Source organism: Pseudoxanthomonas sp. LH2527 (assembly GCF_022539275.1).
Lineage (GTDB): Bacteria > Pseudomonadota > Gammaproteobacteria > Xanthomonadales > Xanthomonadaceae > Pseudoxanthomonas_A.
This window is the reverse complement of the sequence record NZ_JAKZBW010000018.1, coordinates 71,074-83,176: the sequence shown is the minus strand read 5'-3', so window position 1 is coordinate 83,176 and position 12,103 is coordinate 71,074. Positions and strand designations below refer to the sequence as shown.

Below are 12,103 nucleotides of genomic sequence, written 5' to 3'. Positions count from 1 at the left end.
GGTGTGGGGGGTTTGTTCAGTGTGTGGGGCGAGCTGAGAGCTGCCCCTCATCCGCCTTCGGCACCTTCTCCCCGCGTGCGGGGAGAAGGGACTGCGGAAGCTGAGAGCTGCCCCTCATCCGCCCTTCGGGCACCTTCTCCCCGCTTTGCAGGGAGAAGGAACAGCGGGGCCCCTCATCCGGCCTCCGGCCACCTTCTCCCCGCTTTGCGGGGAGAAGGAACAGCACGGGTCAGGCGCGGAGTTGGAGGGTGGGTTGTTCGTTGAGGGTGCCGTCTTCTTCGATGACGACGTGGCGGGTGTCTTCGCGGTCGAACAGCACGGGGATGGGCGCCTGGAACAACGGGCGGCGGACGAAGGCCAGGCGCCAGTGGAAGATTTCCAGCGCTTCCAGCGTCATCAATTGCGCAGGCGTGAGACCGGCGCGCAGGGCTTCGGCCTGCTGCGCGGCCGTGGCCTTGCGGCGCTCGGGGGCGGTCGGCCGGGTGGCCGGGGTGGAGACGGGCCAGGGGCCGGTGATGACGGCGGCTCGGGCGGCATTGCGATACATAGGAAACTCCAGCGATAACGGCGACACCTGTCAGCGGTAACGGCCGCGCGCGGCCGTCTTTTAGGGTCGCCAGCGCGTTGCAAGAGCTGTGCCGGAACGGCGCACGCCGGCCTGCAACGCGCCCCTGCGCACGCGCCCGCTCAGTCGCGCAGCTTCAGCGTGGGCTGTTCGTCCAGGGTGCCGTCTTCGCGGATGACGATGTAGCGCTCGTTGTTGCGGTCGAACAGCACCGGGATGGGCGCCTGGAACACCGGGCGGCGCACGAAGGCCAGGCGCCAGCGGAAGCTTTCCAGCGAGGTCAGCGTGGCCAGCTGCGCACGTGTCAGGCCGGCGCGCAGCTTGTCGGCGTCGTGGCGGGGCAGCGGTTCGCGGCGGTCGATGATGTAGGGCGGGGCAACGGAGGCGTCCAGCAGCAGGACGTCGTCCGTCGGATGATTCAACTCGGACATGCGGCAAAGCTCCACAAAACAGGCGCGCACGGTCGGACGGCACGGGCGTGCCGACACAGGCGCAATCGATGGGATGGATGGTGCGGGCGCGGAACCGGGAGAACCCCGGCCCGTGCGTGCCGCAAGAAAAAGCCCCGCGTTCGCGGGGCTTCCTTTCGCTGCGGCGTGCATTCCGTGCACCCCTGATTAGTCGCGTTACTGTCGTGTCACAGGACAGTACCCACCTGAACGTAGAGCGGGTTACGCGAACGGATCCTGCAGCACCATGGTGTGGTCGCGGTCGGGGCCGGTGCTGACGATGGCCAGCGGGCAGCCGGACAGTTCTTCCAGCGCGCGCAGGTAGGCACGCGCGGCCGGCGGCAGCTTGTCCCATTCGGTGACGCCGTGGGTGTTCTCGTCCCAGCCCGGGAATTCCAGGTAGACCGGCGTGCACTCTTCCCAGCCGCCGGCATCCAGCGGCGCGTATTCGGTGCGCTTGCCGCGGTATTCGTAGGCGATGCAGATCTTCAGCGTCTTCATGCCGTCCAGCACGTCGAGCTTGGTGATGCACAGGCCGGAGATGCCGTTGATGGCGACGGCACGCTTCAGCGCGACGATGTCCATCCAGCCGCAGCGGCGCGGACGGCCGGTGGAGGCGCCGTATTCCTGGCCGCGGTCGCGGATGCCCTGGCCCACGTCGTCGTCCAGTTCGGTCGGGAACGGGCCACCGCCCACGCGCGTGGCGTAGGCCTTGCAGATGCCCAGCACGTAATCGATCGCGTCCGCGCCCACGCCGGTGCCGGCGAACGCGCCGCCGACGGTGGTGTTGGAGCTGGTGACGTACGGATAGGTGCCGTGGTCGATGTCGAGCAGCGCACCCTGTGCGCCCTCGAACAGTACGCGCTTACCCTGCTTGCGCAGGTCGTGCAGGATGCCGGCCACGTCGGACTTCATCGGCTGCACGTAGTCGCCGAAGGCCAGGGCTTCGTCGTAGGTCTTCTGGAAATCGACCGCGTCCACGCCCAGGTACTTGGTGAGCACGAAGTTGTGGTAGTCCAGCGCGGTGCGCAGCAGTTCTTCCAGCTGCTTGGGGTAATGCAGGTCGGCCACGCGGATGCCGCGACGCGCCACCTTGTCCTCGTACGCCGGACCGATGCCGCGCCCGGTGGTGCCGATGGCCTTGCCGCCGGCGGCCTTCTCGCGCGCCTGATCCAGGGCGATGTGGTACGGCATGATCAGCGGCGTGGCCGGGGAGATCTTCAGGCGCGAACGCACTTCCACGCCGGCCGATTCCAGTTCGTCGATTTCCTTGATCAGCGCGGCCGGCGACAGCACCACGCCGTTGCCGATCAGGCACAGCGCGTCGGGGCGCAGGATGCCGGAGGGAATCAGGTGCAGGACGGTCTTCTTGCCGCCGATCACCAGCGTGTGGCCGGCATTGTGGCCGCCCTGGAAACGGACGACGGCTCCGATTTCCTCGGTGAGCAGATCGACGATCTTGCCCTTGCCTTCATCGCCCCACTGGGCGCCGAGAACGACGACTGACTGACCCATGACGGGTAACTCCTCGATTGTTGGCGGCCATCGGGGCCACCGGAAGGGTCGTGCTGGTCCACGGCGCCGTTGCCGCCGGCAGACTCCATCGGGGAGCCGCCCGCCACGCCAGGCCCAGACACGGAAAAAGCCGGCGGACTTCCCACGCAGGGAGCCCATCCGGCTTTTGTGCATTATCCGGGTTTAGGGGGACGGGGGCTACCCTGGCGGGGATGGTGCGGGTGTTGGGAATCGCGCGAAGAGCGGCCCCTCATCCGGCCTCCGGCCACCTTCTCCCCGCCGGCGGGGAGAAGGGAGCGCGCGGGCATCTGGCATTGCCTTCTGTACGCAGGCGCGGAGAGGGACGCGTGCTTGCAGGGCCTGCGCGAAGAGCGGCCCCTCATCCGCCCCCGTATCAAGTACGGGGCAGGCTCTTCGGGCACCTTCTCCCCGCCAGCGGGGAGAAGGACGCGTATCTGAAGAGCCTGCGCGAAGAGCTGCCCCTCATCCGGCCTCCGGCCACCTTCTCCCCGCCAGCGGGGAGAAGGAGAAGCTCACGGCGGGCCCTCTTCACCTCGCGCCTGCTCAGGCTCTCCTTTCTGCCCGCAGGCGCTGAGAAGGACGCGTGCTTGCAGGGCATGCGCGAAGAGCGGCCCCTCATCCGCCCTTCGGGCACCTTCTCCCCGCCGGCGGGGAGAAGGAAACGCCAAGCGTGCCCGCTCCTCCCCTTCTCCCTGCGAAGCGGGGAGAAGGTGCCGAAGGCGGATGAGGGGCGCTTTCCTATCCGCCCCCGGGCCAATCCCCGATGTGCTCCGCCACGCCTCCCCAGCAGGCTGCTCCCACCCACAGGAGGCAGCCCCATGCGCAGCACCCAGAACCACCAGCGCGAACGTCGCCTGCGCCGCGACCAGACCGACGCCGAACGCCTGCTATGGCAGCACCTGCGCGACCGCCGCCTGCTGGGATGGAAATTCCGACGGCAGCACCGGATTGGGCCGTACTTCGCCGACTTCGCCTGCGTGGAAGCAATGTTGGTGGTGGAGCTGGATGGCAGCCAGCATCTGACGCAGCAGCGTCACGACGAGGCGCGTACATGCTTCCTGGAAACGCAGGGGTACCGGGTGCTGAGGTTCTGGAACGATGACGTACTGCGCGAGACGGATGCCGTGCTGACTGCGATCACCACCGTGCTCGCCCCTCATCCGCCTTCGGCACCTTCTCCCCGCAGGCGGGGAGAAGGAAAAAACGAAGCCTGATGCCCCCCTTCTCCCTGCGAAGCGGGGAGAAGGAACCGCCAGGGGCGCCCGCTCCTCCCCTTCTCCCTGCGAAGCGGGGAGAAGGTGCCGAAGGCGGATGAGGGGCGCTTTCCCATCCGCTGACGCGAATGCCAAACCGCAAGCGACCCCTCAGCGCTTCACCACCCACAACAACGTCAGTCCGAAGATCAGGATGAACCCGCCCACGGCGCGTACCTGGCCATCGGACATCTGCAGCAACTGCATCACGCCGCGTTTCCAGCCGGCGGGAATGGCGAACAGCACCAGGCCTTCGAGGATGGCGACCAGGCAGAGGGCGGACCAGAGGTCGGACATGGAGGGACTCCCGGACCCGCGACATGGCGCGGGGCGATGAAAGACGGAGGGCTGGAACGACGCCGGCCGCCCTGGGGCGGCCGGTAGGGAAGGCTCAGCGGTCGCTGCGCATGTACTGGAGGAACGGGTCGTCCTTGTCCAGCACGATCACGCCCTGCCCGTCCTTGAACGAGGCGCGGTAGGCCTCCAGGCTGCGCTGGAAGGCGTAGAACGCGGGGTCGCGGTTGGCGGCCACGCCGTACAGGCGGGCGGCTTCGGCATCGCCTTCACCGCGCAGCTTCTGTGCATCGCGCTCGGCCTCGGCCAGCAGCACCGCGACGTCGCGGTTGGCCTGCGCCTCGACGATGCGGGCCTGCTCGGCGCCCTGTGCGCGCAAGGCGCTGGCGACCTGCGAGCGCTCGGCGCGCATGCGGTTGTAGACCTGGTCGATGACTTCGCTGTCGGTGGGCAGGTCGATCTGCTTGAAGCGGATGTCGACCACCTGCATGCCCAGGTTCTTGGCACCGGCGTTGATGGCGGGCAGCTGCTTCTCGATCAGTTCGTTGCGGTTGCCCGACACCAGCTGGGTCAGCGTGCGCGAGTTGATCTCGTTGCGCAGCGATTCCTTGATGATCGGGGCCAGGCGCTCGGTGGCCAGTTCGGCCTGGCCGCCGGTGGCGCGGTAGAAGTCCGCCGCATTGACGATGAAGCCGATGGCGATGAAGTCGACACTGACGTCCTTGCGCTCGGAGGTCAGCGAGCGCTCGGGCGGGAACTCGTTGGCGGTGAAGCGGCGGTCGAACACGCGGGCGGTCTCGACCAGCGGCAGCTTGAAATGCAGGCCGGGGCCGATCTCGCTGCGCACCACGCGGCCGAGGTTGAGCACCAGGCCCACCTGCCCTTCGCGGACGATGTAGACCGAGCCCATCAGGCCCAGCAGCAGGGCCACGGCGATGCCGACGATCAGGGAATTCCTCATGGCTGCGCCTCCTCACGGCCGGCCGGGCGGGGTGTGCGCGCCGAATTGCGGGAACTGGACGGGGTGCTTTCGACCTGCGGCAGCACCTCGGTGGGAATGACGCCGGCCGGCGGCTGCGCCGCGGCCTGTCCGCTGTTGCCCATCGGCACGTAGATCAGCTGGCGGCTGTCGCCGCCGACCACCTTGCGGTTGCTGGCCAGGACCTGCTGCACGGTGTCCAGCCACAGGCGCTTGCGGGTGACTTCCGGTGCGTTGCGGTATTCGTCCAGCAGCAGCGAGAAGCGGGTCGCATCACCGGTGGCGCGGGCGATGGCGGCGGTCTTGTAGCCTTCGGCCTGGGTGCGGATCTGCTGCGCGTCGCCGCGTGCCTCGGGCACGATCTTGGCGGCGTAGGCGCGGGCCTGGCTGACCACGCGCTCGTTTTCCTGCTGGGCGCTGTTGACCTCGTCGAAGGCCGGCTTGACGGCTTCCGGCGGACGCGCGTCCTGCAGGCTCAGCTCGGTGACGACCAGGCCGGTGCGGTAGGCCTCCAGCGAGGCCTGCAGCGCGGTGCCGGCGGTGGCCGACAGCGGGCCGCGGTTGTTCAGGGCGGCGTCCAGGTCGGAGCGGCCGATCACTTCGCGCACGGCGCTCTGCGCGGTCTGCTCCAGCACGCGGGTGGCGTCGGTGGTGCCGAACAGGAACAGCTTGGGGTCGCCGACGCGGTACTGCACGTTGAACGAGACGGTGATGATGTTCTCGTCGCGGGTCAGTACGGGCAGGCTGTTGCTGAAGGTGCGCACGCCGGTGGCGTTGACCTTGGTGACGCTTTCGATGGGCCAGGGGAACTTGAAGTTCGGGCCCGGCTGCATGGTGCGTGCGTACTGGCCGAAGCGCAGCACGACGCCGCGGTCCTGTTCGCCAATCAGCTGGAAGCTGGAGAACAGCACCAGCAGGCCGATGCCGAGCAACACCCAGCGCAGCGGATTGCCGCCGCTGCCGATGCCGCCGAACAGGCCGCGCAGGCGTTCGACCACGTCACCGATGCCGCCGCCTCCCTGCGGGTTGCGCGGCTTCCAGCTGTTGTTCCGGTTGCCGTTGTTGCCAGATCCGCCACTGCCGCTGCCGGGGGTGTTCCAGGCCATGCCCACTCCGTATTGGAAGATTCGCGCGGCCGGGGCCGGCGCAGGTTTCGATTCTACTAGATAGGGGCGGCCCGACCGGGAGGCAAGGCCGGGAGGTCATGGGCCTTGGCCTGGTGTTGGCCTGGTGTAGGAGCGACGTCAGTCGCGACCGCGGCAGGTCCCCGCCATGACGCACGATCCTGCCGGTCAAACCGTGCGGTCGCGACTGACGTCGCTCCTACAACAACCCAGCCCACCCCTACTGCCAGTCTTCCCGCTCCGCCTGCGGCAGCAGCGCTTCCAGCGGATGCCCGCCGGCCTGCGAGGCCAGGCGCTGGGCGTCGGCCAGGGCGAGGTCGAGGGTGACGCGCCAGCCGTTCTCTTCGAAGTCCTCGGCCAGCACGGCGCCCAGCGCGTGCAGGCGCGAGCGCAGACGGGCGGAATTCGCCGGCAGGTGCAGTTCGCCGCGCACGCGCTGGAAGCCCAGCCGCTGCGCCAGCGCGCCCTTGAGCAGGTCGATGCCTTGGCCGTCGCGCGCCGACAGCCAGACGCGCTCGCGGCCCATGCCGGCACTGGGCGCGTCGCCGGCGTCGACGCCGGGATCGGGCTGGTCGTGGCGCGGGGCGGCGCCGTCGATGCGGTCGATCTTGTTGAACACCAGCATCTGCGGCAGGTCACCGGCGCCGATTTCCTGCAGCACCTCGTCGACCTGGGCGATGCGCTCCTCGCGGTGCGGGTCGGCGGCGTCGATGATGTGCAGCAGCAGGTCGGCTTCGCGCGCTTCGCTCAGGGTGGAGCGGAACGCGGCGACCAGTTCGTGCGGCAGGTCGCGGACGAAGCCGACGGTGTCGGCCAGCACCACCGCGCCACCGGGCAGGTCGATGCGGCGCACGGTCGGGTCGAGCGTGGCGAACAGCTGGTCGGCGGCGTAGGCCTCGGCGCCGGTCAACACGTTGAACAGGGTGGACTTGCCGGCATTGGTGTAGCCGACCAGCGCCACGCGCGGCAGTTCGCTGCGCACGCGGGCGCGGCGCATCTGCGTGCGCTGCACTTCGACCTTCTCCAGCCGCTTCTGCAGCTGTTCGACCCGCTTCTGCAGCAGGCGGCGGTCGGTTTCCAACTGGGTTTCGCCGGGGCCGCGCAGGCCGATGGAGCCGCCGCGCTGGCGCTCCAGGTGGGTCCAGCCGCGCACCAGGCGCGTGGCCATGTGGCGCAGCTGCGCCAGTTCCACCTGCAGCTTGCCTTCGTGGCTGCGGGCGCGCTGGGCGAAGATGTCCAGGATCAGGCCGGTGCGATCCAGCACGCGACGCTGCAAGAGTTTTTCCAGGTTGCGTTCCTGGCCCGGCGACAGCGGGAAGTTGACCAGGATCAGGTCGGCGCCGGTGGCGTCGGCGGCCGCCTTCACTTCCTCCAGCTTGCCGCTGCCGATCAGCGTGGAGGGATTGGGACGGTCGATGCGCGCGGTCAGCAGCGCGGCGACGGTGGCGCCGGCCGAACGGGCCAAGTCGCTGAACTCTTCGGTGAGGCCGTCGTCCGGACGGCCGCCCGCATGCGGCTGGATCAGCAGCGCATGTTCGCCCTTGCGGGATCTTTCAAACAATGGGGTCGTGCCTCTTCAATCGAGGCACGCATTATCACGCGGTTTCGTCGTCGCCGCCGTCAGCGTCCTCGTCACCCTGCTGCACGTAGCCGCCGCCCGGGCCCACGCGCACGTTGCGCGCCGGCACTACGGTGGAAATGGCGTGCTTGTAGACCATCTGGCTGACCGTGTTGCGCAGCAGGACCACGAACTGGTCAAAGGATTCGATGGTGCCCTGCAGCTTGATGCCGTTGACCAGGTAGACCGACACCGGGACGCGCTCGCGCCGCAGTGCATTCAGGAAAGGATCCTGCAGGGATTGCCCCTTGGACATGACGTACTCCCGCCTTGCGTTCTTATAGGTATGTGGTGCCGAGCCGGGCCGACGAACTGCTCCCCTGTCGTCCCGGAGCCCCGATGTTACACAACATCGGCCCCGCAGGGCGTTGCCGAGTCAGGCAACCGGTCCCAATTCCGGCGAATGCGGGCCGAACGGGTCACGATGCGGGCAGGAACAGCGCCAAGGCCTGATCCAGGCGGGCGCGCTCGGTGGCCGGATCGAACCAGCGGGCATCGAGTTCGCCACGCAGCCAGGTGAGCTGGCGCTTGGCGAGCTGGCGGGTGGCGGCGATGGCGCGCTCGCGGAAGTCGGCGGCATCGCCCTGCCCGTCCAGGTATTCCCAGGCCTGGCGGTAACCCACCGCACGCACCGCCGGCAGGTCGAGCGGCGCGGCCACCGCCTGCAGGACGGGCAGCGCGCGCAGGCGATGGACTTCGTCGAGGAAGCCCTGCGCGAGCATCAGGTCGAAGCGCTGCGCGATGCGTGCGTGCAGCACCGTGCGGTCGCTGGGTGCCAGCACCAGCTTCAGCACGCGGTATGGCAGCCGCGCACCGCGGGCCTCCTGCTGCCACTGGCTGATCGGCGTGCCGGTCAGCCGGAACACTTCCAGCGCGCGCTGGATGCGCTGCGAGTCGGTGGCGTGGATGCGCGCGGCGGCGGCGGGATCGACCTGGGCCAGCTCGGCATGCAGGGCGGGCCAGCCGCGGGCCTGTGCCTGCGCGGCGATGTCGGCACGCAGCGCGGCGTCGGCGGCGGGCATCGCGGCCAGGCCTTCGAGCAGCGCCTGGAAGTACAACCCGGTGCCGCCCGCCAGTACCGGCAGGCGACCGCGCGCGGCGATGTCGTCCATCGCACGGCGCGCGTCGTGCGCGAACTCGGCGGCGGAGTACGCCTGCCAGGGGTCGCGCACATCGAGCAGGTGGTGCGGCACGCGGGCCTGTTCGTCCGCCGTGGGCTTGGCCGCGCCGATGTCGAGGCCCCGGTAGACCAGCGCCGAATCGACACTGACGATCTCGCCGCCGAAGCGCTCGGCCACGTCCAGCGCGAACGCCGTCTTGCCCGATGCGGTCGGGCCCATGATGGCAATGGCGAGCGGGCGGGCGTCGAGTGGCATGCGGCATTCTCGCATCCGCGCGCTGCCTGATGCCGCGGCGCCGGAAGGACCCGAAGACGCCTGTCGATGCGATGCCTGTCGCGCTGATTCCCCTCTGCTGCGGAAATCCAGGCACATCCGCGCCTTAATGCAGCGTGAGGGCGCGCAGATTTCCGCACGAACCGGCGTCGCAATAAACGAGGGCGATATCGATTAAGTGTGCCGCATTGCCCGATATCGAAAACTGTGTCTGGCTATTTGAGTAAACGCAGATATCCTTCCATCGCGCGTGGAGGGTTGGCTGGTCTGCTCTCTCCACCGTGATCGACGGGGGCACCTTGCGGGGTGCGTGACGATCTGCTGCGAAACCCACCGCATGGTAGTTGCGTCTCCGGCATGCCGCCCGGCATGGCGGCGACCGCAGGCAACGTGCACGTCATTCCCCCGAAGACGCAGACTCGCATGATCCGAAATACGCTTGGAAGGCTCCGCATCCCGTCCCTGATCCTGGCGACGTGCGCCCTGCTGTCTGCCTGCGAAGGCAGCGACCTCCCGCTCGACACCGACGCCACCAGCGCGGCAGCCGCTCCGCCTGCCGCCGTCGCGCAGGCCTCCGGCGCCCGCGTGACCGCCTCGGCCCCCGTCACCACGTCAGCGATCAGCACGCCGGTGATGTTCGTCACCCAGGTACCTACCGCGGGCGACATCTTCGCGGGGCGGCTGGCGGCGTTTGCCAACCACATGACGGACATGACCTCGGTGCCGCGCGGCGGCGATCTGATGATCCGCTATCCCGATGGCTCCCTGCGCAACCTCACCAAGGAAGCCGGCTTCGGCATGGAAGGCCGGCAAGGCGCCAATGCCATCGCCGTGCGCGAACCCACGGTGCACTGGGACGGCAAGAAGGCCGTCTTCAGCATGCTGGTGGGCGCACCGACCCGGCAGTACGAAGGCATCAACGTGCGCTGGCAGCTCTATGAAGTCACCAACCTGGCCCAGGGCCAGGTGGCGGTGATCACCAAGGTCGCCGGCCAGCCGACCGCGTACAACAACGTGTCGCCGCTGTACGCCAGCGACGACCGCATCCTGTTCGCCTCCGACCGGCCGCGCACGGGCGAAGCGCATCTTTACCCGCAACTGGACGAGTACGAGAGCACGCCCACGCTCGTGGGCCTGTACAGCCTGACGCCCGCCAGCGGCGAGTTGCGGCTGCTCAACCACACGCCGAGCGGCGCCTTCTCGCCCATCATCGACAGCTACGGTCGCGTGATCTTCACCCGCTGGGACCATCTGCAACGCGATCAGCAGGCGGACGCCGGCACCTTCGGCGCCACCAACTACGCCAGCGAAGCCGCCGGCGCCGCCAACATCGGCCGCCAGGCGGAGAACTTCCCGGAATCGCGCCTCGGCCAGACGTCCGCGGCCTACGGCAGGGTGAATGCCTTCACCTTCAACCTGTTCACGCCCTGGCAGATGAACCAGGACGGCACCGAGGAGCTGACGCTCAACCACATCGGCCGGCACGAGCTGATGTTCGGCTACATCGAGCGTTCGTTCGCCACCGACACCGCGATGGCGGATTACACCAACACCTCGATCATCGCCAACAAGAAATACATCCGCAACGACGGCGGCATCTTCCAGATCCGCGAGGATCCCCGCACGCCCGGCACCTACTACGGCATCTATGCGCGCGAGTTCGGCTCGCTGACCAGCGACCAGATCGTGCGCTTCACCGGCGCGCCGACGCTCAACGCCGAGCAGATGGTCTTCGAGGACGCCTCGCCTGCCGCCGTCAGCAACAGCCTGACCGCGGGACGCTTCCGCAACCCGCTGCCGATCAGCACCGGCCAGTTGCTGGCCAGCTACACGACCAGCCCGATGGTGCGGACCGACACGCAGTTCCGGCTGTACCAGTTGCGGACGGATGCATCGAACATGCTGGTGGCCAACAGCGCACTGACCGCAGGCGTCCGCAAGTCGATCTCCTGGTGGAGTCCTGACGTCCTGAGGAGCTTCGACGGCCTGCTGTGGGAAGTGGAGCCGGTGGAAGTGGTCGCGCGTCCGCGCCCGAGCGCTGGCAGCTGGACGCTGGAAGCACCGGAGCGCGCCGTGCTGGCCGAGGAACAGGTCGACGAAGCCGCGTTGCGCAACTGGCTGAAGACGAACAACCTGTCGCTGATCGTCACCCGCAACCAGACCAGCCGCGACCGCGGCGACCTGCAGCAGCCCTTCAACCTGGAAGTGCCCGGCGGCGTGAAGACCGCCAAGGCCACCGGCAAGGTCTACCCGATCAGCCACTACCAGATCCTGCAGGGCAACCAGGTGCGGGGCTACCCCGGCGTGGAGCCCGGACGTCGCGTGCTGGCCCAGCCGATGGCCAACAGCAGCCACAACGTCGCCAATCCCAACGGACCGGCGGGCAGCACGAAGATCGCCGCCGACGGCTCCACGGCCGTGTTCGTGCCGGCCAACCGCGCGCTGGCCTGGCAGACCACCGATGCCAGCGGCGAACCCGTGGTGCGCGAGCGCGTGTGGGTGACCATGCAGGCAGGCGAAATCCGCACCTGTGCCGGCTGCCACGGCGAGAACAGTTCCAACCAGGTCGGCCGCGTCGAAGCCACCAACAAGCCGGAAGCGTTGCGCGCCCTGCTGCGCCAGTGGAAGCAGCAGAACTCGCAGGGCCCGATCCGCGTCAACGGCTCACAGTCGCTGGTGCCGAACCGCTCGGCATCGGCGGCACCGCCGACCGCAGGCGCGGCCGCCGTGTCGACCCGCGACGACGGTGCGACGGTCACGGCGGCATGGCTGGAAGACGTTCGACTGGCTCGCGAACTGCCGCCTGCCAGCCGGCCGGGCCAGCAGGTGCGTTGATCACCGCAGGCGGGGCGTCCGATTCCGCGTCGCCATCGCCGGCGACGCACATGACG

At 68.7% G+C, this 12,103-nt stretch carries 11 protein-coding genes; 2 read left to right on the top strand and 9 right to left on the bottom strand.

Annotation, left to right across the window (positions count from 1 at the left end; all coding sequences use genetic code 11):
• Positions 1 to 229: 229 nt before the first annotated feature.
• From MMG85_RS11295 to MMG85_RS11285, 3 genes are all read right to left on the bottom strand, one after another.
• Complete coding sequence (locus MMG85_RS11295) at positions 230 to 547, bottom strand: hypothetical protein (protein WP_241046129.1); 318 nt, start codon at positions 545 to 547, stop codon at positions 230 to 232.
• 140 nt (positions 548 to 687) lie between these two features.
• Positions 688 to 996: a hypothetical protein gene (locus MMG85_RS11290; protein WP_235578527.1), complete on the bottom strand. Its 309-nt coding sequence runs from the start codon at positions 994 to 996 to the stop codon at positions 688 to 690.
• Positions 997 to 1,236: 240 nt separating this feature from the next.
• The gene (locus tag MMG85_RS11285; protein ID WP_241046128.1) at positions 1,237 to 2,529 is read right to left on the bottom strand and encodes an adenylosuccinate synthase; all 1,293 of its coding nucleotides are present in this window, start codon (positions 2,527 to 2,529) and stop codon (positions 1,237 to 1,239) included.
• A gap of 839 nt (positions 2,530 to 3,368) precedes the next feature.
• Between MMG85_RS11285 and MMG85_RS11280 the strand changes: the two genes are divergently transcribed.
• Positions 3,369 to 3,764 (top strand): endonuclease domain-containing protein, encoded by a 396-nt coding sequence (locus MMG85_RS11280; RefSeq protein WP_241046127.1) that lies wholly within the window; start codon positions 3,369 to 3,371, stop codon positions 3,762 to 3,764.
• Positions 3,765 to 3,914: 150 nt separating this feature from the next.
• Here the strand turns inward: MMG85_RS11280 and MMG85_RS11275 are convergent, their stop codons facing one another.
• From MMG85_RS11275 to miaA, 6 genes are all read right to left on the bottom strand, one after another.
• The gene (locus MMG85_RS11275; protein ID WP_055941641.1) at positions 3,915 to 4,100 is read right to left on the bottom strand and encodes a DUF2065 family protein; all 186 of its coding nucleotides are present in this window, start codon (positions 4,098 to 4,100) and stop codon (positions 3,915 to 3,917) included.
• A 94-nt stretch (positions 4,101 to 4,194) separates the two neighbouring features.
• Positions 4,195 to 5,058: a protease modulator HflC gene (gene hflC / locus MMG85_RS11270; RefSeq protein WP_241046126.1), complete on the bottom strand. Its 864-nt coding sequence runs from the start codon at positions 5,056 to 5,058 to the stop codon at positions 4,195 to 4,197.
• Positions 5,055 to 6,182: an FtsH protease activity modulator HflK gene (gene hflK, locus MMG85_RS11265; protein WP_241046125.1), complete on the bottom strand. Its 1,128-nt coding sequence runs from the start codon at positions 6,180 to 6,182 to the stop codon at positions 5,055 to 5,057. Before hflK ends, hflC begins: the two co-directional genes overlap by 4 nt.
• 238 nt (positions 6,183 to 6,420) lie before the next feature.
• Positions 6,421 to 7,761 (bottom strand): ribosome rescue GTPase HflX, encoded by a 1,341-nt coding sequence (gene hflX / locus MMG85_RS11260; RefSeq protein WP_241046124.1) that lies wholly within the window; start codon positions 7,759 to 7,761, stop codon positions 6,421 to 6,423.
• A gap of 34 nt (positions 7,762 to 7,795) precedes the next feature.
• Complete coding sequence (gene hfq, locus MMG85_RS11255) at positions 7,796 to 8,074, bottom strand: RNA chaperone Hfq (RefSeq protein WP_055941633.1); 279 nt, start codon at positions 8,072 to 8,074, stop codon at positions 7,796 to 7,798.
• A 163-nt stretch (positions 8,075 to 8,237) separates the two neighbouring features.
• Positions 8,238 to 9,194, bottom strand: a complete 957-nt coding sequence (gene miaA / locus MMG85_RS11250; protein WP_241046123.1) for a tRNA (adenosine(37)-N6)-dimethylallyltransferase MiaA — start codon at positions 9,192 to 9,194, stop codon at positions 8,238 to 8,240.
• A 441-nt stretch (positions 9,195 to 9,635) separates the two neighbouring features.
• On the opposite strand from miaA, the gene MMG85_RS11245 reads away from it, so the two are divergent.
• Positions 9,636 to 12,047 (top strand): hypothetical protein, encoded by a 2,412-nt coding sequence (locus MMG85_RS11245; RefSeq protein ID WP_241046122.1) that lies wholly within the window; start codon positions 9,636 to 9,638, stop codon positions 12,045 to 12,047.
• Positions 12,048 to 12,103: the final 56 nt, after the last annotated feature.

Bases quoted from the DNA above. Each gene is read 5' to 3' on its own strand.
- MMG85_RS11295 (WP_241046129.1), bottom strand. From the start codon at position 547: ATGTATCGCAATGCCGCCCGAGCCGCCGTCATCACCGGCCCCTGGCCC.
- MMG85_RS11290 (WP_235578527.1), bottom strand. From the start codon at position 996: ATGTCCGAGTTGAATCATCCGACGGACGACGTCCTGCTGCTGGACGCC.
- MMG85_RS11285 (WP_241046128.1), bottom strand. From the start codon at position 2,529: ATGGGTCAGTCAGTCGTCGTTCTCGGCGCCCAGTGGGGCGATGAAGGC.
- MMG85_RS11280 (WP_241046127.1), top strand. From the start codon at position 3,369: ATGCGCAGCACCCAGAACCACCAGCGCGAACGTCGCCTGCGCCGCGAC.
- MMG85_RS11275 (WP_055941641.1), bottom strand. From the start codon at position 4,100: ATGTCCGACCTCTGGTCCGCCCTCTGCCTGGTCGCCATCCTCGAAGGC.
- hflC (WP_241046126.1), bottom strand. From the start codon at position 5,058: ATGAGGAATTCCCTGATCGTCGGCATCGCCGTGGCCCTGCTGCTGGGC.
- hflK (WP_241046125.1), bottom strand. From the start codon at position 6,182: ATGGCCTGGAACACCCCCGGCAGCGGCAGTGGCGGATCTGGCAACAAC.
- hfq (WP_055941633.1), bottom strand. From the start codon at position 8,074: ATGTCCAAGGGGCAATCCCTGCAGGATCCTTTCCTGAATGCACTGCGG.
- miaA (WP_241046123.1), bottom strand. From the start codon at position 9,194: ATGCCACTCGACGCCCGCCCGCTCGCCATTGCCATCATGGGCCCGACC.
- MMG85_RS11245 (WP_241046122.1), top strand. From the start codon at position 9,636: ATGATCCGAAATACGCTTGGAAGGCTCCGCATCCCGTCCCTGATCCTG.